This window comes from Anaerostipes amylophilus, assembly GCF_025567365.1.
Taxonomy (GTDB): domain Bacteria; phylum Bacillota; class Clostridia; order Lachnospirales; family Lachnospiraceae; genus Anaerostipes; species Anaerostipes amylophilus.
Genome location: NZ_JAOQJG010000002.1, coordinates 22,667 through 47,296 on the forward strand (window position 1 = coordinate 22,667; position 24,630 = coordinate 47,296).

Annotated in this window: 24 protein-coding genes; 21 read left to right on the top strand and 3 right to left on the bottom strand. The window is 36.9% G+C overall.

Annotated features, from left to right (window positions below; genetic code table 11):
- Positions 1-65: 65 nt before the first annotated feature.
- The 12 genes from OCV53_RS02615 to OCV53_RS02670 all read left to right on the top strand — a co-directional run bounded on the left by OCV53_RS02615 (position 66) and on the right by OCV53_RS02670 (position 12,272).
- Entirely contained in the window at positions 66-989 is a 924-nt protein-coding gene (locus OCV53_RS02615; protein ID WP_242852091.1) for a sugar ABC transporter substrate-binding protein, read from the top strand.
- A 12-nt stretch (positions 990-1,001) separates the two neighbouring features.
- Entirely contained in the window at positions 1,002-2,324 is a 1,323-nt protein-coding gene (locus OCV53_RS02620) for a sensor histidine kinase (protein WP_008390541.1), read from the top strand.
- A complete protein-coding gene (locus OCV53_RS02625) occupies positions 2,321-2,989 on the top strand; it encodes a response regulator transcription factor (RefSeq protein ID WP_009203604.1) in 669 nt (222 codons plus the stop codon). The genes OCV53_RS02620 and OCV53_RS02625 overlap by 4 nt, the downstream gene beginning before the upstream one ends.
- A complete protein-coding gene (locus OCV53_RS02630; RefSeq protein ID WP_055196483.1) occupies positions 2,990-4,309 on the top strand; it encodes an ABC transporter substrate-binding protein in 1,320 nt (439 codons plus the stop codon). It abuts the gene before it with no gap.
- A 162-nt stretch (positions 4,310-4,471) separates the two neighbouring features.
- Positions 4,472-4,906, top strand: coding sequence for a PTS sugar transporter subunit IIA (locus OCV53_RS02635; RefSeq protein ID WP_055196484.1), 435 nt, complete (start codon positions 4,472-4,474; stop codon positions 4,904-4,906).
- A 19-nt stretch (positions 4,907-4,925) separates the two neighbouring features.
- Positions 4,926-5,423 (top strand): PTS sugar transporter subunit IIB, encoded by a 498-nt coding sequence (locus tag OCV53_RS02640; RefSeq protein ID WP_055196485.1) that lies wholly within the window; start codon positions 4,926-4,928, stop codon positions 5,421-5,423.
- A gap of 26 nt (positions 5,424-5,449) precedes the next feature.
- Positions 5,450-6,304, top strand: a complete 855-nt coding sequence (locus OCV53_RS02645) for a PTS mannose/fructose/sorbose/N-acetylgalactosamine transporter subunit IIC (protein ID WP_008390531.1) — start codon at positions 5,450-5,452, stop codon at positions 6,302-6,304.
- Between the two features lies 1 nt (position 6,305).
- Positions 6,306-7,142 (top strand): PTS system mannose/fructose/sorbose family transporter subunit IID, encoded by an 837-nt coding sequence (locus OCV53_RS02650; protein ID WP_009265455.1) that lies wholly within the window; start codon positions 6,306-6,308, stop codon positions 7,140-7,142.
- Positions 7,143-7,157: 15 nt separating this feature from the next.
- Entirely contained in the window at positions 7,158-7,442 is a 285-nt protein-coding gene (locus tag OCV53_RS02655; RefSeq protein WP_055196486.1) for a hypothetical protein, read from the top strand.
- Between the two features lie 84 nt (positions 7,443-7,526).
- Positions 7,527-7,664: a hypothetical protein gene (locus tag OCV53_RS02660; protein ID WP_242852092.1), complete on the top strand. Its 138-nt coding sequence runs from the start codon at positions 7,527-7,529 to the stop codon at positions 7,662-7,664.
- Between the two features lie 294 nt (positions 7,665-7,958).
- On the top strand, positions 7,959-11,348 hold the full coding sequence (locus OCV53_RS02665) for a GH32 C-terminal domain-containing protein (protein ID WP_242852093.1): 3,390 nt from the start codon (positions 7,959-7,961) through the stop codon (positions 11,346-11,348).
- 120 nt (positions 11,349-11,468) lie between these two features.
- On the top strand, positions 11,469-12,272 hold the full coding sequence (locus OCV53_RS02670) for a Cof-type HAD-IIB family hydrolase (protein WP_242852094.1): 804 nt from the start codon (positions 11,469-11,471) through the stop codon (positions 12,270-12,272).
- 196 nt (positions 12,273-12,468) lie between these two features.
- On the opposite strand, the gene mnmL is transcribed toward OCV53_RS02670, so the two are convergent.
- Together mnmL and OCV53_RS02680 are read right to left on the bottom strand one after the other, a co-directional pair.
- Positions 12,469-13,386 carry a tRNA modification radical SAM protein MnmL/YtqA gene (gene mnmL, locus OCV53_RS02675; RefSeq protein WP_055196488.1) on the bottom strand — a complete coding sequence of 306 codons (918 nt, stop codon included), beginning with the start codon at positions 13,384-13,386 and terminating at the stop codon, positions 12,469-12,471.
- Positions 13,387-13,547: 161 nt separating this feature from the next.
- Positions 13,548-14,333 carry a DUF6612 family protein gene (locus tag OCV53_RS02680; protein WP_242852095.1) on the bottom strand — a complete coding sequence of 262 codons (786 nt, stop codon included), beginning with the start codon at positions 14,331-14,333 and terminating at the stop codon, positions 13,548-13,550.
- Positions 14,334-14,452: 119 nt separating this feature from the next.
- On the opposite strand from OCV53_RS02680, the gene OCV53_RS02685 reads away from it, so the two are divergent.
- From OCV53_RS02685 to OCV53_RS02725, 9 genes are all read left to right on the top strand, one after another.
- Positions 14,453-15,358: an alpha/beta hydrolase gene (locus OCV53_RS02685; protein WP_055196490.1), complete on the top strand. Its 906-nt coding sequence runs from the start codon at positions 14,453-14,455 to the stop codon at positions 15,356-15,358.
- A 221-nt stretch (positions 15,359-15,579) separates the two neighbouring features.
- A complete protein-coding gene (locus tag OCV53_RS02690; protein ID WP_022374874.1) occupies positions 15,580-16,803 on the top strand; it encodes an NRAMP family divalent metal transporter in 1,224 nt (407 codons plus the stop codon).
- Positions 16,804-16,878: 75 nt separating this feature from the next.
- Positions 16,879-17,607 (top strand): 5-oxoprolinase subunit PxpB, encoded by a 729-nt coding sequence (gene pxpB, locus OCV53_RS02695; protein ID WP_022374875.1) that lies wholly within the window; start codon positions 16,879-16,881, stop codon positions 17,605-17,607.
- Between the two features lie 3 nt (positions 17,608-17,610).
- Entirely contained in the window at positions 17,611-18,615 is a 1,005-nt protein-coding gene (locus tag OCV53_RS02700; protein WP_022374876.1) for a 5-oxoprolinase subunit C family protein, read from the top strand.
- Positions 18,616-18,630: 15 nt separating this feature from the next.
- Entirely contained in the window at positions 18,631-19,065 is a 435-nt protein-coding gene (gene accB, locus OCV53_RS02705; RefSeq protein ID WP_022374877.1) for an acetyl-CoA carboxylase biotin carboxyl carrier protein, read from the top strand.
- Between the two features lie 12 nt (positions 19,066-19,077).
- On the top strand, positions 19,078-20,424 hold the full coding sequence (gene accC / locus OCV53_RS02710) for an acetyl-CoA carboxylase biotin carboxylase subunit (RefSeq protein WP_055196491.1): 1,347 nt from the start codon (positions 19,078-19,080) through the stop codon (positions 20,422-20,424).
- An 89-nt stretch (positions 20,425-20,513) separates the two neighbouring features.
- Positions 20,514-21,269: a LamB/YcsF family protein gene (locus tag OCV53_RS02715; protein ID WP_055196492.1), complete on the top strand. Its 756-nt coding sequence runs from the start codon at positions 20,514-20,516 to the stop codon at positions 21,267-21,269.
- Positions 21,270-21,480: 211 nt separating this feature from the next.
- Positions 21,481-22,941: a UbiD family decarboxylase gene (locus OCV53_RS02720; RefSeq protein ID WP_055196493.1), complete on the top strand. Its 1,461-nt coding sequence runs from the start codon at positions 21,481-21,483 to the stop codon at positions 22,939-22,941.
- A 24-nt stretch (positions 22,942-22,965) separates the two neighbouring features.
- A complete protein-coding gene (locus OCV53_RS02725) occupies positions 22,966-23,535 on the top strand; it encodes a UbiX family flavin prenyltransferase (RefSeq protein ID WP_022374881.1) in 570 nt (189 codons plus the stop codon).
- Positions 23,536-23,597: 62 nt separating this feature from the next.
- Here the strand turns inward: OCV53_RS02725 and OCV53_RS02730 are convergent, their stop codons facing one another.
- Positions 23,598-24,479, bottom strand: coding sequence for an aldose 1-epimerase family protein (locus tag OCV53_RS02730; protein WP_022374882.1), 882 nt, complete (start codon positions 24,477-24,479; stop codon positions 23,598-23,600).
- Positions 24,480-24,630 lie beyond the last annotated feature (151 nt).

A 24,630-nucleotide genomic window follows, 5' to 3' on the forward strand; every position in this document is an offset into this window, starting at 1 on the left:
GAACAAATATGAATCAACAATCGAAAAGAAATCTAACCAATAAGATCATAAGCTTAGCAGGAATCATGGTTTTTGTTTTTTTTATAGCAATCTATGTCAGTACATGTTCAAATTATCTGAAAGGAAATAGAACAAGAAGAAAATTATTCGGGGCGACTTATATGACGATGAATAATGAATTCTATAAAGTGGTCAATAACCAGATCCGCATGCAGGTTAAGAAGAATGGAGATGAGATGATCACATTGGATCCGGCACTTGATCAGAAGAAGCAGAATGAGCAGATCAAACAGCTGGTTAAACGAAAGGTAGATGCAATCTTTTTAAATTCAGTCGACTGGAAAGAAGTAGAGTCTGGATTGAAGGCAGCGAAGAAAGCGAAGATTCCAGTGATCGTTATCGACTCACAGGTTTATAGAAATGATCTTGTCACAATGACGATCGTGTCAGATAACTACAAAGCAGGTGTTTTATGTGCAAAGGAAATGATGAAGCAAAAAGATCATGCGAATATTGTATTGTTAACACATAATGCAGCAAGATCTGCGGTAGATCGTATCAATGGATTTACAGATACGATCAAGAAAAATAAAAACTATAAGATCCTTGCATCTGCAGATACTCAGGGACAGATCGAACGTGCACTTCCCAAGGTAGATAAGATCATCGAAAAATACAAGAATATTGATGTCGTCATGGGATTAAATGACCCGGCAGCGATGGGAGCTTTAGCTGCTCTTGACAGTAAGGGGGCTAGAGAAGGTGTTCTCGTATACGGAATTGATGGATCTCCAGAAGGAAAGAAACTGATCAAAGAAGGTATGATGACAGGAACAGCAGCACAGTCTCCCAAACAGATGGCAGACACAGCGATCAATGCAGCATACAAGATTTTGCAAGGGAAAAAAGTAGAGAAGAAAAAGGTAATCTCTGTTCAAATGATAACAAAAAAGAATGTAGAGCAGACTGATATTAGCCGTTGGCAGTAAAGAGGAAATGATATGGATCGAAAAAATCAAAATTTATATTATATCAAGATTCTGATGGGAGTCATAAATTTCATCATTTTATCCTTCCTTTCTGCAGTTTTTATTTTAACATTAAATAAGATCAATTGTGATTTTGGAGCAAGGAATTTCTTAGAGAATATCACATATCTCCCAAACGAACCAGTGACATCAACAGTGTTGATATTTATTGCTTTTTTCTTATTGTTAGGCATTATAGAAATTCGAAGAAAACAAAGAAAAAGGCAACAGGTATCTGTGATCTTATATGCAGCAGAGATTTTGTTATGTCTGATCATTATTAAATTTGTTTATGTAAATTATAATGGAATCATTCTTCTTGTCATTGCAGATATTGTAACGGATATCAAAGATAAACACACTAGGGGAATTTTCTTTGTCATCATGGGAATGATATATTTATTCTCAGACTACGATATCATATCAATGTTTATAGATATGATATCGTTCCAACAATTTTTGAGTGTATACCCGGCGAAAGTCAGTATGATGATCCAAGGAACAAGAAATATACTAGTTGCATTGAATGCGATCGCATTTATTGCATACATGATCATTTTGATGAGAAATCAGATGAAAGAGAATGCAAGGATTGGATTGTTAAACCTTCAGCTTCAGACAGCCAATATACGTTTAAAGGAAATGAATGAACAGCTGAAGGACTATTCAGAGATGACAGAAAAAATGGCGGAGACAAGGGAACGAAATCGAATTGCCAGAGAGATTCATGACACACTGGGGCATACGATGACTGGACTGTCTGCAGGAATTGACGCATGTATCGCGATGATCGATTTTTCTGTAGATGCAACGAAAGAACAGTTAAATAAAATATCACAGGTTGCAAGGCAAGGAATTAAAGATATTCGAAGATCGGTCAATAAATTAAGACCAGATGCCTTAGAGCATAGTGGATTGCAAGAAGCTTTAGAAAAGATGATCAATGAGACGATGCAGGTATCAGATGTTAAGATTAATTATGATTGTCAGGTAGAGGTCTTGAAATTCAATCAAGATGAAGAAGATATGATCTATCGTGTAGTACAGGAAAGTATCACAAATGCGATCAGGCATGGAAAAGCGAAGCAGATTGATGTAAACTTATGGAAGGAAGATAAGTGGCTCAATCTAGAGATCAAAGACAATGGAATCGGATGTGAAGAGATTCATACAGGATTTGGATTGATCCATATCGAAGAGAGGATCAAGATGTTAAAAGGAACTGTAGAATATGATGGAAGTAATGGATTTAAAGTCACAGCAAGAATACCGATCAGATGGGGTGAAAAACTATGATTAAAGTAATGATAGCAGATGATCAGGAACTGATCAGACAAAGTTTACAGATCGTACTTGAGATGAAAGAAGGAATCGAAGTTACTGCAACTGCCAAGGACGGAAGAGAAGTCATTCAGGAAGTCAGGAAAGACAAGCCAGATGTTATTTTAATGGATGTGCGTATGCCAGAAATGGATGGAGTGCAATGTACACAGATCATCAAAGAACAATATCCAGATGTCAAGATCATTATCTTGACAACATTCGATGATGATGAGTATGTATACAATGCATTAAAACATGGAGCAAGTGGTTATCTGTTAAAAGGAATTTCTATGGATGAATTAGAAAAAGCGATCAATACAGTACATAGCGGCGGGGCCATGATCAATCCAGAAGTGGCAACAAAGGTGGTCGATTTCTTCTCTGAAATGGCACAAAGCAATTATGATACATCAATTCATGCACAGAATGTAGAAGAGATCACAGATGCAGAATGGGAGATCATTAAATTAGTCGGAAGAGGCATGTCAAATAAAGAAATCTCGACGGAACTAAGCCTTTCCGAAGGAACTGTACGAAATTATCTCAGCACGATCTTAAGTAAACTAGACCTAAGAGACAGAACCCAGCTTGCAATCTGGGAAGTACAGTCAGGTTCAGCCAAATACGGGAGAAGATAGATGAGACAGAAACTAGAAAAATGGTGGAAACGAATCATTGCTGTTGGATTGGTCATAAGTTTATTATCTGTTGGTTTTGTGATCTATCCCAAACAACAAAAAATTGTTTTAACCTTTGGAATGTTCGCAGGAAACAAGTGGGATGTTCCAGATGATAATTGCTATCAGATGATCGATCAAGTAATCAAAGAATTTGAAAAAGAATATCCGAATGTCACGATCAAATACGAAAGTGGTGTGATGAAAGATGATTATTCAGAATGGCTGTCACAAAAGGCACTAAAAGGAGATCTGCCAGATGTTTTTATGGTCTTGCCAGAAGATTTTAGCACATTTTCATCCGTAGGAATGTTAAAGAACTTAGACTCCTATACAAAGATTGATAAAGTGTTCAAAAAAAGCAACTATTATGAAGGAAGTTATGATGCTGGAACCTATAAGGGAACGCAATATGCTCTTCCATATGAAAGTGTACCAACTTTGATGCTAGTCAATAAGACACTACTAAAAAAAGAGCATATCAAAATGCCAGGGAATCACTGGACTTGGGATGATTTTTATAAGATCTGTCAAAAAGTAACCAAAGATACCGATGGAGATGGACGATTAGACCAATTTGGTGTGTATGATTATAAATGGAATGATGCCACGTTAAGTAATGGCGGAAACTTATTTAATCAAAGTGGAACAAAATGTAATCTGTCATCCGAACCAATTGAAAATGCGATTCTGTTTACAAAGAAGATTGAAAGAATATCATCATTTCGAAATCTAACCTCAGATGATTTTGACTCAGGAAATATTGCATTCCGTCCCATGACATTTTCAGAATTTCGAACATATAAGCCATATCCATGGAAGATTAACAAATACTTTGATTTTGAATGGGACTGTATCAGACTCCCTTCCGGACCAGATGGAGAAAATAAGACACAGGTAGATAATCTTCTGATGGGAATGAGTAATCGGACGAAACATGGAGATATGGCATGGCAGTTTTTAAAGAAATTATGCTATGAAACGAAGACACAGCAGAAGATCTTTCAGTATCGCCAAGGTATTTCACCATTAAAAGCTGTGACGAATTCAAAACAAGCACAGCAGGTATTAGAAAAAAGCATGGGTGAGAATATGACAGATAAAATGAAATTGTTAGATGAACTCATGAACAATGCCTTGCAGATTCCAAAATTCCGAAGATACAATGAAGCCTACCAAAAGATTGACAGTGAGATGACAAGAATTCTTACAGATGAAGAAGAATTTGATTCCAATATCTTGAAACTAAAACAAGAGATTGATAAGCTTTTAAATCAGTAACAATAAGAAAATCAAAACAAATAAAACACGAATATGACATTTGTCACATAAAAAAGGACATTTGTAAATTGAAAGTCATGACAATTTACAGATGTCCTTTTTTTGCGTGATTGGTAGAATAAGCTTGTAAATAAGAGATAGGAAAAAAGAAAGGAGAAGAGGATGAAATACGTAGTATTAGTCAGCCACGGAACATTTGCACCAGGACTTCACAGTGTACTTAAGATGTTAGCTGGTGGAGAAAGAGAAGACGTGATTAGCGTCGGATTAGAGGACGGAATGAGTGCTGATGAATTCGCAGAGAAATTCAGCAATGCGATCAGCAAGATCACAGTAGACGATGAGATCATTCTTCTTGGTGACATTGTGGGTGGATCACCTCTTACAAATGCAATTGAACAGGTATCAAACAAAGGACTGATCGGTCAGACAGTGATCTTTGGTGGAATGAACTTGGCAATGGCATTGACAGCAACATTAATGAAAGACGGCGTAGACACAGACATGCTAAAAGATAGCTTGATCAATGAGGCAAAAGATGCAGTTAAAGAATTTGTTATGACATCAGCAAACGATGATGAAGAAGACGATATTTAAATTTTAAGGAGGAAAAAATATGTCAGTTTCATTTTTAAGAATTGATGACCGTATGATCCATGGTCAGACAGTAACACGTTGGTCACTAGAGTATCCATGCGATGGGCTGATCGCAGTGAACGACAAAGCAGCAACAACAGATGCACTTAAGATGGCATACAAGAGTGCCAGCACAAAGAAAACATTTGTTTGGACATATGAAGCATGGAAAAAGAAAAACCAGAAAGTATTAGACAGCAAAGACAATTACTTCCTGATCACAAAAGATCCAATCCAGATGAAGAAGATCTTAGTGGATGATGGATTTGTTCCAAGTGATGCAAAGAAAGTAATCGTAGGACCATGTAATGACAGACCAGGAGCTGTCAAACTTGGTAATAACCAATCTATTACACAGGAAGAAGCAGAAGCTTTAGAAGCGATCAGCAAAGCTGGTTATGAAATCGAATTTGCACTGATCAAAGAAGCGTCCATCGGAACATGGGACAAATTCAGAGGTCAGTTTGGATTTAACTAAAAAACCAATAGAGAGGAGAAACTATTATGACAATTAGTTGGTTACAAGCAATCATTTTAGGTATTTTTGCCTGCTTATCCAGTATGCCTGGTATGGGAGGTACAACCATTGGTAACTACACATTAGGAAGACCATTAGTTGCAGGTCTTGTCTGTGGTATCGTACTTGGAGATATTCAGGCAGGTGTTTTAGTCGGTGCGGCAATGCAGGTTGTATATATCGCATTGGTTACACCAGGAGGAACTGTATCAGCAGACGTTCGTGCCGTATCTTATATCGGTATTCCACTGGCAATGTTAGCATTAAATTCATACGGATTAGATCCTGCATCAGCAAAAGGTATCTCCATGGCAACATCATTTGGAGCAATGGTAGGAACAATCGGTACAGTATTATTCTATGGAACAGCAACGATCAACCTTGTATGGCAGCACATTGGATGGCAGGCCGTTGAAAAAGGTGAATTCAAGAGATTATACGTTGTAGATATGGTTCTTCCATGGATTTCTCATATCATCTGCAGTTTCTTACCAGCAGTTGTAATGTGTAAATTAGGAGTTCCAGTTGTAGAAGCGATCAAAACAACATTACCAATGGATGGAATTGCAATGAAAACACTGTTTACAGTAGGTAGCTTGCTTCCTTGCGTAGGTATTGCGATCTTATTAAAACAGGTAGTAACAAAAGCAGTTGACTTTATACCATTCTTCTTCGGATTTACATTAGCAGCAAGTATGGGATTAAACCTTGTATCAGTAACAGTTGTAGCAGCAATGTTCGCAATTATTTACTACAACATTAAAATGGTAGGAATCAGAGCAAAAGAAGCAGCCTTAGCTTCTGGCGGTTCCTTTGACGATGATGACGAGGAGGATATTTAATATGGCAGAGAAAAAACTATCTAAAAAAGCGTTAAATAAATCATTCCGTAACTGGGCTTATGGAAACTTAACATGTTTCTCTCAGGAACATATGCAGACATTTGGTTATCTGTGTGCAATGCTTCCATTGGTAGAAGAGTTATATGATACAAAAGAAGAACAGAAAGAAGCAATGAATACATACACAGCTTTCTTTAATACAGAACCACAGGTTGGATCTATCATCGTAGGTATCACAGCTGGTCTTGAGGAAGCAAAAGCAAATGGAAATGAAGATATCGATGCAGAAGCGATCAATGGTATCCGTGCCGGTCTTATGGGACCTTTAGCAGGTATTGGTGATTCCTTAGTTGTAGGTACATTAATTCCTATCTTACTTGGTATCGCACTGGGATTATCAACAGGTGGATCTGTCGTAGGACCAATCTTCTATATCGTAGCATGGAATTTGATCATGGCATTTGGAATGAAGTTCTTATACTTCAAAGGATATGAACTGGGTGGAAAAGCCGTAGATATCCTGGTTGGTGAGCAAGCAACCGCGATCCGTGAAGCAATCGTTATGTTAGGAACAATGGTTGTTGGATCTGTAGCAGCAACATGGGTATCAGTAAAAACATCATTCCATCTCGTAAACAGTGCAGGAAAAGAATTCTTAAATCTTCAGAATCAGTTAGACGGAGTATATCCAGGATTCTTAACAGCAGCTTTTGTAATCTTCTGTTGGTGGTTAATGTCAAAGAAAAAAGTATCTCCAGTTGTTACAATGTTGATCTTAGTAGTTGTAGCATTTATCGGAGTTATGATCGGATTCTTTAACCCAGGATTAAAATACTAAGAAAGGAAGTATATTATGACAACACAAACAAGAGCACAGCAGCTAAAAGAAATTGAATTTCAGACACAAATGCTCAATAACCTCAAAAAATGGATTCGCAATCTCATTATTTTATCCTCTATCGGAATCATACTTGCGTATTGGGGACTAGGTGCCCAAAGTAAAATGCCATTTACAGTATTTGGTGTAGTTGGAGTGATCATTACGATCATCAGTGTGATACTTTGTGTTGTCATAGGACTTGGGATAAAGAGAGGCAAAGAAAACATAGATAAGATTATACAATTGATTAAAGCATAGGTATAAGAACTTATTGTTTTTTGAGTGAAAAGGACGATTATAGTTTGATCGTCCTTTTTTTGTACAAAGAAAGAAGGAAAAATTATGAGAAAAATAAGTCCAAGATTATTGGCACTAATGATGGCAGGAGCTGTTACAGTTACCTCCATAACACCAGTAACAGGATATCAAACGATTACTGTAAATGCTGCAACAGATAGTCAGGAGAAAGAGGCAGCGTAAGGATATCAAACGAATTTAACAGGTTTTGATTATAAGAAAGGTGATTGGAAAGAAACAAAAGATGGTCTGTACAGCAATGCAGTTGATAAAGGAGACTGTTTTGCATTCAGTAAAACAACAGCTAAGAATTTTGTATATTCTACAGACGTAACATTTAAGAGAAATCAAGGTGCAGCAACATTAATTTTCCGTTGTAATAATAATCTTGATAATAAAGAATGCTATGCGGTAAATATCGATGGAGGTTCGCATAAATGCAAGTTTTGGCGATGGCAGGAAAATAGTGATTATCAGTTGATTGATGAAAAAGAAGTAAAAGCAACGGATGATGAGAAATATACTTTAAAAGTAGTGGCTTATGATTCATGGATTTCTTATTATGTAAATGATACTTTGATAGCAAGTACAGGTGATTATACACTTCAAAAAGACGACAAAGGACAGAGTACTGTTTTGACAGAAGGTTCTCTTGGTCTATTAAATTGGAATGGTGAGATGACATTCCAAAATACCTATTATACAGAATTAAATGATCAAAACACACCAGAGTTAAAAAATATCTTGGTATCTTCCTCAACTGGAGATGTGGAGAAAGCAGCACAATTTACATCCACAGAACCAATTATGATTCAGTATGTAAAGAATAATGCAGAAACAGTAGACTTGAATATCGAAAAGAAAAATAAAAATGCAGATGTACAGGTTGAATATGATGGAAAAACATATAACGATGGAAAGAATATTCCAGTTAAAGTTGGTAAGAATTACATTACAGTAAAGAGCACAGTTCAGGGAGAAAATGGACAGACAGCAACTTTAACATATCGTGTAAATGTGCATCGCCGAGCAGCAGATAAAACTTATTATAATGAAGCATACAGAAATCAGTATCATTATTCTGTAAAGGACGGATGGGGAAATGATTTAAATGGATTGGTTAAGTATAAAGGAACATATCACATGTTTTATCAGTTCTATGATGATACAAAATGGGGGCCAATGCATTGGGCACATGCAACAAGTAAAGATTTGATCCATTGGGAAGAACAGCCAATTGCATTATATCCAGATGCAAATGGAGCTATGTTTTCAGGATGTATTGTAGCGGATGAAAAGAATACATCAGGACTTTTTGGTGACGGCAATGAAGGTGGATTAGTTGCATTGATCACAGCAGATGGAAATGGACAACGTATTAAAGTTGCCTATAGTACAGATGAAGGAAAAACTTGGAAAAAAACAAATAAAATTGCAGCAGACTGGTCAAAAGATCCATTAAACAATAGAGATTTCCGAGATCCTAAAGTTTTTAGATGGGAAAATAAATGGTTCATGGTAATTGCAGGCGGACCACTTCGTATTTATTCATCAGACAATCTGACAGATTGGAAATGTGAATCTACATATGCAGATCTTCATACAGAATGCCCTGACCTTTATCCAATTGAAACAAAAGATGGTGTGAAATGGGTACTTTCCCGCGGTGGAAGATCTTATAAAGTCGGTGATTTTAAACAAGTTGATGGAAAATGGAAATTTGTTGCAGATGAAGCTTACAAAAACAGTGACGGTGTTATGAACTTTGGTAAGGATTCTTATGCAGCAATGACATATTATGTACAAGACTTCGGAACACAGGAAAATCCAACGATTCCAGAGATTATTGAAGGAAATTGGATGAATACATGGGATGATTATTGTAATAAAGTTGCAGATACTGTAGGACAGAATTTTAATGGAACTTATAATCTGAATCTTAAAGTAGGACTAAAACAGGAAAATGGAAAATACGTTTTAACACAGACACCAATTAGTGAATATGAGAGTTTAAGAGATGCAGAAAATAAGATTTCTTATAAAGATGTTACAATTTCAGAAGATAATGATCTCTTAAAGGATTTTGCAAAGGATACATATGAGATTGTTGCTAAATTTAAACCATCAGAGAAAACAAAGAAAGTTGGGTTCAGACTGAGAAAGAATCAAAATGATACAGAATATACCGATGTAATTTATGATTTAGAAAATGAGAAACTATCTATCGATAGAAGTAAATCAGGAAAGATTATCAGTCAAGAATTCAAAAAAATAAATGAGCAGTCTAATGTGAAAAAGAATGAAGATGGTTCTGTAGAATTACATATTTATGTAGACAAAGCCAGTGTCGAAGTATTTAGCAGTAATAATACAGCAGCAGGAGCGAACCAGATATTCCCAACACCAACAAGTTTAGGAGCATCTGTTCTAGTAGAAGGTGATCCTGTAAAAGCAGATATTGATATTTATCCAATGAAGTCAATTTGGACAGATAAGGAAGAATTGACAGATGTGGAATCTGTTGGATCTATGCAGAATGAGAACCAGACATTATATGCTGGTGATAGTGTAGAATTAAGTGCATATGTATTTCCAATTTCTATGGATCAGACGATAACATGGGATGTTACAGAAGGAAAAGATGTTGTAAGTATCAAAGAGTCAGATGGAAAAGCAGTTGTAACAGCATTAAAATCAGGAAAAGCAACAGTTACTGCATCAAGTAAATCAGATCCATCAAAGAAAAAGATATTTACGATTAATGTAAAAGAAAATAACTTCAAAACAAACATTAAGAAATTTGTAAATGTAAGTGGTAATTGGACGATTGATGGAGAAGTGTTATCAGATTCCAACCAGTCTGCAAATGATTTTTATATGTCTGAAGATGCGGTAGTTAATGAAAAATCAACAATAGAAGTGGATATGTCCTTTGAAAAAGGATTAGTTAACTTAATTTTTGCATCAAAATCAACGGATCCAAATGGAGCATATTGTCTTCAGTTTGTTCCAGGTAGTAACAAAGTGCGATTGTTTAGAATGTATAAAGATGGTGATATTGCAGTAGGAGAGATGTCTTCTAGCATTAGTGATGGATCATATCATCATGTGAAGATTGAAAAAGAAGCAAATGCAGTGAAAGTATATGTAGATGATAAGGAATGCTTAAATTATACTTTTGATGCAGATAAAGAGTCAGACAAAGATTTCTTTGATATCAAAACTGGATATATGGGACTTGGTTTATGGGATGGTGCAGTAAGTTTCAAGAATTTATATGTAGATAAAAAAGAAGAAACAAAACCATCAGAGCCAACAAAACCATCAGAAAAACCAAAAACAATTTCAGTAACATTAAAAGGTAATGGTGGAAAAACTGTTACAACAATAAATAAAACAAAAGCTGGAACTAAATTACCAGGATGGAATAAAACAAAATATAAAGCTGCTGGTAAGAAAGGTTATGTATTTGCAGGATGGACTTATAAAGGAAAAGTTGTTAATAAAGTACCTGCTTCAGATAAAAATATTGTATTAACAGCAAAATTTGTTAAAATCAAAGTAGAAACAGCGAAACTATCATCTTTGAAAGGTAAGTCTGGAAAAGGAACAGGATTTGTAGCCAAATCTATCAAATACACAAATAAATATGGAGAAAAACGAGGATTTAGATTCCGTTATTCTACAAGTAAAAAGATGAAATCTGCAAAATACAAAACAACAGGTTTAGCAAAAAACGTTTATACCAAAACAGGTCTGAAAAAAGGTAAGAAATATTACGTACAGGTTCGTTATTACTATTATGATTCAACAAATCAGAAAGTATATGGAACATATTCTAAAGCAAAATCAGTGAAAGCATATTAAAGATCCAAGACCTAAAAAAAGGAGAAAGCCATCTGGAACATTTTATCCTCGCCAGATGGCTTTTCTTACTTTATAATAGAAGAAATGGACAACAAAGTAGAAAAATGAAAGGATGAAGACATGATGAAAAAATATAAAGCAGTATTCAGTGACATTGATGGAACATTATTAAATTCAAAGCATCAGATACCAGAAAGTACAAAAGAAAAAATAAAACAGATCAATGAAAATGGAATTCCATATGTCTTAGTATCCGCAAGAATGCCCAAAGGTATGACAGCTATCAGAGCAGAATTAGGGGCGAAGAGTCCAATGATCTGCTATAGTGGTGCCTTAGTTGTTGATGAAGAAGATCATCCAATCTACAGTGTGGCAATGCCACAAGAAGTTGCCATGAAGTTATGCAGAAGAGTTTATGAGTTGAATCCAAAGATTTCTATCAACATTTACACAAACGATGAATGGCTGGTAAAAGATAAAAAAGAATACTGGGCAGCTCAGGAAAGTGATATCACAGGCGTGATTCCACAAGAAGTATCCTTTGAAGATGAAGAAGTCTATAAAGAAGTGCATAAAGTATTATGTATGGGTGATAAAGCAGATATTGCTGCATTGGAACAACAGTTAGTGAAAGAATTTCCACAGATCAGAATCTATCGATCTAAGGACACCTATTTAGAGATCATGTCCATGAAAGCATCCAAATCTGATGCAATCCACATGTTAAAAGATCATTTTCATGTAAAACAGGAAGAGACAATGGCATTTGGAGATAATTTCAATGACATCGATATGATCAGATACGCAGGACTTGGAGTCGCCATGGGAAATGCAACCGATGAGGTAAAAGAGGCAGCAGATATTATCACAGATATCAATGATAACGAAGGAGAGCGCCAGATCTTGGATAAATATTTTAAATAGGAAGAAGCATTATATAAAATATAGTACAAGGGTATAATAGCAAGAGCCATAAAATAAACGTAATCTTAGAGATGAAATAGTTTATTTTATGGCCCTTTTTTTCTTAAATATAACAAACATTTATATAAATTAGTAGAGCTATTTGACAATGCATCAAATTACATGATCATGTTCCTGAAGAATACACAACTAAAAATCACAACAGATTTCCTTGCTTAATATCAAGAATCTTCATCTCATGCGAAATCGTATTTAAAACTTTCCGCTTATGAAGACTCCAAACAGGAGCGATCAACAGATTTTTCGGGCCATCCCCGGTCAATCGATGAATCACGATCTCAGGACTTAAATTTTCAATACATTTTAAAAGCAGATCAACATAAGAATCCAAAGTAAAAACATCAAAAGGATGTTCTTCATAATAAGCTGCCAGATCTGTATTCTTCAAAATATGCAGCATAGAAAATTTCACTCCATGAACAGGAAGTTGATTTAAATAACGAACCGATTCAAGCATCATATCAGTTGTTTCACCAGGAAGTCCAAGGATCAGATGAACAACCGTCAGCACTCCAATTTTATGAAGATTCAAAACCGCCTCATCAAAACAAGACAAAGGATATCCACGCCTGATAAATGAAGCAGTCTTTTCATGAATTGTCTGTAATCCAAGTTCCACAAACACAGGTTTGATCTGATTCAAACGCTCAAGCAGGTTAAGAACTTCAGGAGGCAGACAATCAGGTCTTGTACCGATCGCAAGAGCAACAATTCTTGGATCATGGATCGCTTCCATATATAAAGATTCTAATTTCTCAATAGGACCATAAGTGTTTGTGAATGCTTGAAAATAAGCAATATACTTTCCGTTCTCAATCTTCTTAGAAACCATCTCAATTCCAGCAGAGATCTGATCCGTTACAGATAAGCAGGATGAAGAAGCGAAATCTCCAGATCCTCCTTCACTGCAGAAAATACAGCCACCAGTTCCAAGTGTTCCATCTCGATTTGGACATGTAAAACCGCCATCTAAAGATACTTTATAAATTTTCTCACCAAAATAATTTTTTAAAAAGCTGTCAAACGAATAATAACGTTTCCCGTGCCAATTCATAAGATCATAACTCCTAACTACAAGTTTGTTATATACAAGATAGCATGAAAAATGTGGAAATTCCAGCGATTTTAAGTTACAAAATATTCATAAAACTATTTTCAGATCAATATTTACTATGATTGACAGTATTTCCTACAAAAGAGTATATTCTTTGTTCACTAATTGTTAGAAGATACTTCCTGATAGGTATTTAAATCTTTTGGAAGTGAAACAGTAACAGATTTTCCAGGATTATGATAAATAAGATTCATTTTCAAAGTTATTTTTCCAACTTCATTACTGTTACTTTCTATTACCATTTTGATAGATTCTTTCACAGGAAGATCTTTATCATTGAGCGTTTTTTTACCAGACATAGAAGTGATCTTAATAGAATCACTGCCGCCTGTGATCGCAGACATGGAATTTGTGATATTCTCAACATATTTATTTAATCCATCACTGTTAATACTATAACTGATGACGTTGTTACCATCATCTTCACTAAGTTTAAGATCTTTATAATATTTGATCGGCAAAGTTGACTGTCCTGTGGTTGATTGAATTTGTTTTTGGAGACTGGCGATATCCATTTTCATTTTCTGCTTTGTACCATTAGAATTCATATAATAATATCCATCTGCATAATACATTGTCATGTTAATATTCTGACCAAGCATATTGATGGTAGAAGTCATGGACATTTTGAGGTTATCTTTTTTTAGTGTTTGAAGTTTGGTATCGAAGTTCATCTTAAAATTAATTGTTGATTGAGATCCCTCTTTTCCCGTTTCAATTGTATAAGAGGCATTTCCATTAAAATCAGCATCTTTTAGACTGCTGCTTTGTTTAAGAGATGACTGCATAACTTCTTTTGCTGTTCGTTTCTTCTGACATGCTGTAATTGAAAAAAGCAGGATGCAGGATAGAAACAATGCACTGATTTTTTTCATTTTTGCTTTCATAATAAAGTCCTCCATAAAAGCGTTGATAGTTATGTTCATAGTTTACCACAAATCAATATTTGACACAAAAATTCATTAGAATTAAACTAAAAGAAATAAACAGGATGGAGGTGCCAAAAGTGAAGAAAACAGTATATCTGACATCAAAACAAGATGGACTAAAACTACACGTATTATTAATGGAACCAGAAGAAGAACCAAAAGGAATCGTACAGATTGTTCATGGAATGGCAGAGCACAAAGAACGGTATGAGCCATTTATGGAGATGCTATGTAAACAAGGATATATCAGTATAATTCATGATCATAGAGGACACGGAAAAAGTATAAGAGCAAAAGAAGATCTCGGATATTTTTACGACGAAAGTGGAAAAGCAATCGTTGAAGATGTACATCAGATCACTCAATGGACAAAAGATCGATATGGAGAAATGCCATATCATTTATTTGGACACAGCATGGGATCACTAGTTGTAAGATGTTATTTGAAAAAATATGATAATGAATTAGATTCACTGATCATATGCGGAAGTCCAAGCGAGAATAAAGCTGCGAAGGCAGCAACCTTGCTGGCAAAGGCAGCGTGTAAAATAAGACCACATAAAAGAGGTGATTTCTTTCAGAAACTGGCATTTGGTTTATACGGGAAAATACTAGAAGAAGGAGAATCAGAAAACGGCTGGATCAGTTATAATAAAGAAAATGTAAAGGCCTATGATGAAAATCCACTCGATGGGTTTGTATTTAGCAATAATGGATTTTTGAATCTCTTCTTATTAATGGATGAAACATATAATAACAAAGGATGGCAGGTAAAACATCCATCATTGCCGATTTTATTTATCGCAGGAGCAGATGATCCATGCATCGGATCAAAGAAACAATATGCAAAAGCTATGACAACATTGAAAAAACGAGGATACAATAATGTCAGAGGAATGCTGTTTTTAAATCGCAGACATGAGATTTTGAATGAAGATGGGGTGGAGAAAGTTTATAAGGCAGTGTTGAGTTTCCTGAAGTAAGATCTGCTGATCGTTGCCACCGGTTTCTTATCAATATTTTTTGTTATCTTATTTCCGTCACATAAAACTGAAGTCTATCGAAACCAGTATACAGAGTGTATGTTATAGGGTATTGGCTGATAAGTTTTGTATATACTCATTTATCGCTTTAAAGTTGCATATTATCAGAAAATTTGATATAATCGTTTCATTATATTGAAAATGAAAGGAAATTATTTACTATGAAGAAAGAGAATAACAAGAAAAGTGCAAGCGCCTTGATCGGTGCAGCATTTCTTATGGCGACATCGGCAATTGGACCTGGATTCCTCACACAGACTGGTAAATTTACGGATAGTCTTCATGGAAGTTTCGGATTTGTAATTCTGATCTCCGTGATCTTGGCAGCGATCGTACAGTTAAATGTATGGAGAGTTTTGTGTGTATCTGGAATGCGTGGACAGGATGTAGCCAACAAAGTGCTTCCTGGACTTGGATATTTGATCGCGTTCTTAGTTGTCGCTGGGGGACTTGTATTTAATATTGGTAACGTTGGTGGAGGAGCCTTAGGTTTTAATACATTACTTGGAATTCCGACAACTGTTGGCTATTTTATCGCAGGAGCGATCGCGATCCTTGTATTTTTGATGAAAAACGCTATGAATGCAATGGATAATCTTACAAAAGTCCTTGGTGCTATCATGATCCTTGTCATCTTTATCGTAATTCTTATTGTACAGCCACCAGTTGGTATGGCAGCAAAAGAGACAGTACTTCCTACAGCATCTATGAGTGATATTTTCCCAGCAATCCTTACATTACTTGGAGGAACTGTTGGTGGATATATCACATTTGCAGGAGCTCATCGCTTGATCGATGCAGGAATCACTGGAAAAGAAAACTTAAAAGAGATCAATAAGAGTTCTGTTATGGGAATGGGAATCGCAACGATCGTTCGTATCTTCTTATTCCTTGCAGTTTTAGGAGTTGTTGTAGCAACAGCAACATCACCAGCTCATACACTAGATCCAGCAAACCCAACAGCAGATGCATTTTTACAGGGAGCAGGACAGATTGGATACCGTTTCTTTGGACTTGTGATCTTATGTGCAGCGATCACGTCAATTGTTGGATGCGCATACACATCAGTATCTTTCCTTAAGACATTCAGCAAGACGATTGAGAAGAACGAGAAATGGTTTATCGTTGGATTTATCGCAGTCAGCACGATCTGTATGGCACTTGCTGGACAGCCAGCCGTATTACTTGTACTTGCAGGAGCCTTAAATGGACTGATTTTACCGATCACATTAGGTGTCTGCCTGATCGCTTCCCAGAAGAAATCGATCATGGGAGAAGATTATCATCATCCAGTATTATTACTGATCCTTGGAATCGTGGTAGTCGTTGTTTCAGGATATCTTGGAATTACATCATTAAGCAGCTTAACTGCACTGTTTGCATAAGTAGAGTTATTTACATAAGTAGTTAAGATTAAAATATAAAAAACACAGACTGACCGAAAGGAGTTATGTGAAAAAATGGAAGAAGTAAAGATTAGCACTGCGGGAGATTCAGCCCTGCTTATTGAGTTTGGACAGGAAATCTCTCCAGAGATTAACGCAAGGATCACAGCCTTTGTACATCTTTTAAAAGCACAGCATATTGAAGGAGTACAGGATATGATCCCGGCATTTACCAGTCTTTTGATCAATTATGATCCAAGAGTGGTAAATTATAAATCATTAACAAAACGTTTGCAGAAGTTATTAAAACTGGATGTAAATGAAGAAGCCTCTGCATCCAGAGTCTTTGAGATTCCAGTATGCTATGGAGGAGAATACGGACCAGATATCGAAAATATCGCAAAACATGCTGGTTTAACGGAAGAAGAAGTTATTGAGATTCATTCTTCTAAGGACTATTTAATCTATATGCTTGGATTCCTACCAGGATTTTCTTATCTTGGTGGATTGGATGAGAGAATCCATACACCAAGACTTGCCAATCCAAGAATCAGAATCCCAGCAGGAAGTGTCGGGATCGGTGGTTCCCAGACGGGAATTTATCCACTAGATTCACCGGGAGGATGGCAGCTCCTTGGAATGACACCGGTAAAAACTTATGATCCAGAACGAGAGGATCCAATTCTTTTTGAAGCTGGAAACTATATCCGTTTTGTGCCTGTATCAGAAGAAGAATATAAACAGATCAAAGAACAGGTTGAAAATGGAACTTATGAATGTGTCATTCATACAAAGGAGGTGTAAACAATGGGAGTTCGTATACTAAAAGGTGGAATGCTGACAACCGTGCAGGATCTTGGAAGAACAGGATATCAGAGTCAAGGATTCAGCGTATCCGGAGTTATGGACGTTCGTTCTTTTAAGATCGCAAACCTCTTACTGGACAACCCGGAAAATGAAGCAGTCCTCGAATTTACTTTAATGGGACCAACTCTTGAATTTACATCAGAGACGATTATTTCGATCACAGGTGGAGATTTCCGCCCACAGATCAATGGAAAACCTGCGAAGATGTATACAGCAATTTATATGCATCGTGGAGATATCCTGACATTTGGCGGAGCAAGAACTGGAACAAGAGGATATATTGCATTTTCAAGTTATCTTGATATACCAGTTGTGATGGGAAGCCGTTCAACCAATATCAAGTGCAAGATCGGTGGATTTAAAGGACGTAAACTCGAAGATGAAGATTATATCGGATTCAGAGCAAAACGAAGATATCTTCCATACTATTTATCAAGAAGTTTGGATTTAAATGAATTTGATCAGGAAAAAGTAACCTTAAGAGTTGTCATGGGTCCACAGGAGAAGATGTTTACCAAAGAAGGACGCGAGACATTCTTAAATTCAGAATATACAGTGACAAGTGAATTTGACCGTATGGGATGCCGCTTAGAAGGTCCATTTATTGCATACAAAACGACATCCGATATCATTTCCGATGGAATCGCATTTGGATCTGTTCAGGTGCCAAGCCATGGAAAACCGATCATCTTATTAGCAGATCGACAGACAACCGGTGGATATGCAAAGATCGCAACGGTCATCTCTGTGGATATTCCGAAACTTGTCCAGAGAAAGACAGAACAAAAAGTAAGATTTCAGGCCGTATCAGTCGAAGAAGCTCAGAAGCTGTTAGCAGATGAGATGAAAGAACTGAATGATTTCAGAAGTCAGATTTATACACCTTGTAAAGAAGTATTAGACTGCAGACTAGTTGCAAAACGAATCAGCGCTCTATTTGAATAGAAAAGGAGAAACACTGTGAATTTAGAAAAAATTGAAAAATTAGTAAAGATCATCGAGAATTCTTCTATGCTGGATTTCAGTATTCAGGAAGGCGATGTAAAAATTAAAATGAGCAGAAGAGGAAGTGCTGGAGCACCATCAACACCGATGGCAGTTTCTACACAGGGGGTTGATAATGCAGCAGATGGTCTTGATTCTGACGATGAAGGATATATTACATCTCCGATCGTAGGTACGTTTTATTCTGCACCATCTCCAGAAGCAAAAGCATTCGTGAAAGTTGGAGACCGCGTCAAAGCAGGACAGACAGTATGTATCCTTGAAGCGATGAAATTAATGAACGAGATCGAAAGTGATTTTGACTGCGAGATCGAAGCTGTCTTAGTAAGTAACGAGCAGAAGATCGAATATGGACAGCCATTATTTAAAGTAAAGAAAATTGAAGACTAAAGGAGGCATTATATGTTTCGAAGTATATTGATCGCGAACCGTGGAGAAATCGCAGTCAGGATCATCCGTGCCTGTCGTAATATGGGAATCAAGAGTATCGCGGTTTATTCAAAAGAAGATAAAGACAGTCTTCATGTACAACTTGCAGACCGAAGAGTATGTATCGGAGAAGGTCCTGCAAAAAATAGTTATCTGAATATGGAACGTATCATTTCAGCAGCAAAGAACACGGATGCCGATGCAATTCATCCAGGATTCGGATTTTTATCTGAAAATGCAGACTTTGTCCGTTTATGTAAGGAAAATGATATTGCATTTATCGGACCAAGTGCAGAAGTCATCGACAGCATGGGAAATAAATCTAATGCAAGAAAGACAATGATGGAAGCAGGAGTTCCAGTTGTACCAGGAACAAAAGAACCTGTCTACGATGCAGTGACAGGAGAAAAATTAGCAGACGAGATCGGATATCCGGTTATGATCAAAGCATCTTCCGGTGGTGGTGGAAAAGGAATGCGTGTTTCAAAATCCAAAGAAGATTTTGAATTTAATTTCAATACTGCACAAAGAGAGTCAGCCAATGCATTTGGTGATGACACGATGTATATTGAAAAATTCATTGAGAATCCACGACATGTCGAGATTCAGATCATGGCAGATGAACATGGAAATGTCGTAGCATTAGGAGAACGTGACTGTTCTGTTCAGAGAAATCACCAGAAACTGATCGAAGAATCACCATCCCCAGCGATCACAGATGAGATCAGAAAATCCATGAATCACGATGCGATCCTTGCAGCAAAAGCCGTAGGTTATACAAATGCAGGAACCGTAGAGTTTATCCTTGATCCAAAAGGAACTTACTATTTCATGGAAATGAACACCCGTATTCAGGTAGAACATGGAGTGACAGAGATGGTAACAGGGACAGACCTGATCATCGAACAGATCCGTGTAGCAATGGGAATGGAATTAAGCTTTACACAGGAAGATGTTCATATCAATGGACATGCCATCGAATGCCGAATCAATGCAGAGATTCCAGAGAAGAACTTTATGCCAAGCCCTGGAGTGATCAAACACATGCATCTTCCAGCTGGAAATGGAGTTCGTGTGGATACAGCGATCTACACAGGATACTGCATCCCATCCGAATACGATTCCATGATCGCAAAGGTCATTGTACATGCACCAGACCGTGACGCAGCATTACAAAAAATGAGAACAGCCCTCGATGAAATGGTAATCTTAGGAATTCATACAAACCTTGATTTCCAGTATCAGCTGATGAACAATCGAGAGTTCTGTGAAGGAAAAGCAGATACAGGATTTATCGAGAGATTATTAAGATTAGACTAAGTATTAAGAATATTAGACTAGTTATTAAGATTAGCTAAGAAAGATACTCATAAACAGAGTATACAAAAGAAAGTGAGGCATCATTTATTATGTATCAGGTAGATTTAAACAGCGACCTTGGAGAAAGCTTTGGAAGATATACAATTGGAAATGATGAAAAGATCATTCCACTGATCACATCCGCAAATGTAGCATGCGGATACCATGCATCCGATCCAGTCGTAATGACACAGACCATTCAGAGAGCCAAAGAAGCAGGAATCGGAATTGGAGCCCATCCAGGACTTCCAGATCTGATGGGATTTGGACGAAGAAGTATGGTGATTTCCAACGAAGAAGCTAAAGCATATACACTATATCAGATCAGTGCCTTAGGCGGAATGTGCAAAGCAGCCGGAGTGAAATTACAGCATGTAAAGCCACACGGAGCGCTGTATAACATGGCAGCCAAAGACTATGATTTGTCCAAAGCAATCTGCGAAGCAATTTACGAATACGACAAAGATCTGATTGTCATGGGATTATCCGGAAGCGAAATGATCAAAGCCGCTCATGATTGTGGATTAAAAGCAGCCAGCGAAGTATTTGCTGACCGCGCATACGAAGAAGATGGAACCTTGGTAAACAGAAGAAAGCCAGGAGCTATGATCGAAGATGAAGACGAAGCAATCAAGAGAGTCATCCGCATGGTAAAAGAAGGAAAAGTTACTTCAATTACTGGAAAAGATATTGATATTAAAGCAGACTCTATCTGCGTGCATGGAGATGGAGAGAAAGCATTATTATTTGTTGAGAAGATTCGCAAGGCATTAGCCGAAGAAGAGATAGAGATTCGTCATTTATAAGAACTAATATAAAAATAAAAATCTGATATGTAATCTGTGGGTTATATATCAGATTTTTTTGCCTTAGATAAAACTTTAGGATAAAATATGGAAATGATTATATCAAAAAATGAATTGAATCAAGGAAATTCACAAGATATAATAAAAAACATAAAATGGATTATTAAATTGCAAATTAAGATATCATCATAACAAAGAAAGAAGGAAAAGTATGGCAGACAAAGTAAGAGACTTAAGAAGTGCCCTAGAACGTTTAAAAACAATGGAAGGGCAATACATAGAAACTGACGTAGAAGTTGATCCAATGGCAGAACTTGCCGGAGTTTACCGTTATGTAGGTGCAGGTGGAACAGTCAAACGTCCGACAAAAGAAGGACCAGCAATGGTATTTAACAATGTCAAAGGACATAAAGATGCCAGAGTAGCGATTGGTGTTCTAGCAAGCAGAAAGCGTGTAGCAGCTCTTTTAGACTGTAAACCAGAAGAATTAGGAAAGAAACTTTATCACAGTGTAGATAACCCAATCCCACCAGTTGAATATCAGGGAGCGCCACCATGTCAGCAGGTCGTTCATAAAGCAGAAGATCCAGACTTCAACCTATACGATCTGGTACCAGCACCAACAAACACACCAGATGATGCAGGTCCATATATCACCCTTGGAATGTGCTATGCAACACATCCAGACACAGGAGTTCATGATGTGACGATCCATCGCTTATGCATTCAGGGAAAAGATGAATTATCTATTTTCTTCACGCCAGGAGCAAGACATATCGGAGCAATGGCAGAACGTGCAGAAGAATTAGGACAGAAACTTCCAATTTCCATTAGTATCGGAGTCGATCCAGCGATCGAGATCGGTTCCTGCTTTGAAGCACCAACAACCCCACTTGGATATGATGAACTCGCTGTTGCAGGAGCATTAAGAAATGAACCAGTCGAATTATGCAAATGTTTAACAGTGAACGAAATGGCAATTGCAAATGCAGAATATGTCATCGAAGGAGAAGTCATTCTAAATGTACGAGTACAGGAAGACCAGAATAGCCACACAGGATACGCAATGCCAGAATTTCCAGGATACACAGGACCAGCAAGTTCTCAGTGCTGGTTGATCAAGGTAAAAGCTGTTACACATAGAGAAAATCCAATCATGCAGACATGTATCGGACCAAGTGAAGAACATGTATCCATGGCAGGAATTCCGACAGAAGCAAGTATTTACGGAATGGTAGAAAAAGCAATGCCGGGACGTCTTCAGAACGTATACTGTGGATCAGCAGGTGGTGGAAAATATATGGCAGTCCTACAGTTTAAGAAACGAGAAGCCAGTGACGAAGGAAGACAAAGACAGGCAGCATTATTAGCATTTTCTGCGTTTAGTGAATTGAAACATGTATTTTTAGTAGATGAAGATGTTGACTGCTTTGATATGAATGATGTCTTATGGGCAATGAATACAAGATTCCAAGGAGATGCAGATATCATCACGATTCCGGGAGTCAGATGCCATCCATTAGATCCATCCAACGATCCAACATGTTCTCCAAGCATCAGAGATCATGGAATCGCATGCAAGACAATCTTTGACTGTACGGTTCCATACGATCAGAAAGAACGATTTAAGAGAGCAAGATTTATGGAAGTAGATCCAGAACATTGGTTATAAATTAAGAAAAGGAAATTTATTTTAATGAAGAAACGACTGATCATAGGAGCAACGGGGGCAAGTGGAATGCCGATTTTGATCCAGTGTCTAAAACTAATGAAAGAGCAGGATGATTTTGAATCTTATTTAATTATGACAGACAGTGCAAAGTTAACTTTGGAACATGAAACAAAAATGAAAATAGAAGAAATAGAACAACTTGCGGATCATGTCATAGATTCAAGAGAGATTGGAGCAGGCCCAGCCAGTGGATCATTTAAAACAGAAGGAATGCTCATAGTTCCATGCAGTATGAAGACGATCGCAGGAATTCACAGTGGATATGCAGACAATCTGGTATTAAGGGCAGCAGATGTAACGATCAAGGAGCATAGACCACTGGTACTTGCAGCAAGAGAGACACCATTAAGTGCGATTCATTTAAGAAATCTTCAAGAATTGGCGATGATTCCAGGAGTTCATATTATTCCTCCGATGATGACATTTTATCATATGCCAGAGACAATTGAGGAGATGACATATCATATTGCAGCAAAACTATTGGAACCATTTGGGATAGAAGCCAAAGAATATAGGAGATGGACTGGAATATAAAATCTATATAATTAACAAAAAAGGAACCCCCCAAAAAAAATATCAAGAGGTTCCTTTTTTGATTATAAGATTTCGATTGAGAAGCTTAAAGTTTCTGATTCACCAGATTGTAAGAATCGAACCCCGCGTTTATGCTCAAACACATCATCCTCATCACTACATGTAGAAGTTCCGCTCCAAGGTTCCAAAGCAACAAATGGTCCATCATTCGCACTAGACCAAACCCCAAGATAATCAAAATCAGGGAAAGAAACTAAAATACCATGACCAGTTTTCTTGTGTTTCAGAGCAACTTTTCTAGATTTCAACGCATCAAAGACTAAAGCATCCTTATAGAATAAAGAATGTCTCACAGGGATAACCGCTTCATTTTCAAGAACAGAAACTCGGTCAGCGTTGTTGATCAGTCCATCCTCTGTAAGTTGTGCACAGGCAGCATTCTCTGGCTGCTCAAATTCTACGATATAATCTTCAAAGGATTCATTTTCAAAAACAGGACAGTTAAATGCAGGATGACCACCAACACAGTATGGCATTACCACAGAATCATGATTGATCACAGTGTGACTTACTTTTACGCCGTGTTCTGTCAATTCATATGTCATCTGAAGTTCAAAATCATATGGATACTGTTCCTTTGTTTTATCATTAGCTTTTAAAGAATATGTAATGCTGGTATCAGAAGAAGAAACAAGATCAAATTCTAATCTTCTTGCAAGTCCATGTCGCCCAAAAGAGCATGTTTTGTTGTCGCCGATCGTGGCAGTTCCATTTCGAAGACATCCAACAATTGGGAATAATACAGGAGCCTGTCCACTCCAGAATTCAGGGTTCCCCTGCCAGAGATATTCAGTGCCAGAAGCATCTTTGATAGAAGTTAATTCAGCACCAAGAGATTTTAAAGTAACAGATACATTTTCATTGTGTAAAGTTGTGTTGCTCATGAGAAATCCTCCTAGATTTAATATTATTTTTTATTATACCATGAATCAGCTTGTAAAAAAACGTACATTTTATAAGGAAAAACATTGTTTTTCATAAGAATCAGTAGAAATTTTTATAGGTGTGTGATAATATGACTAAGTATGCGTAGAA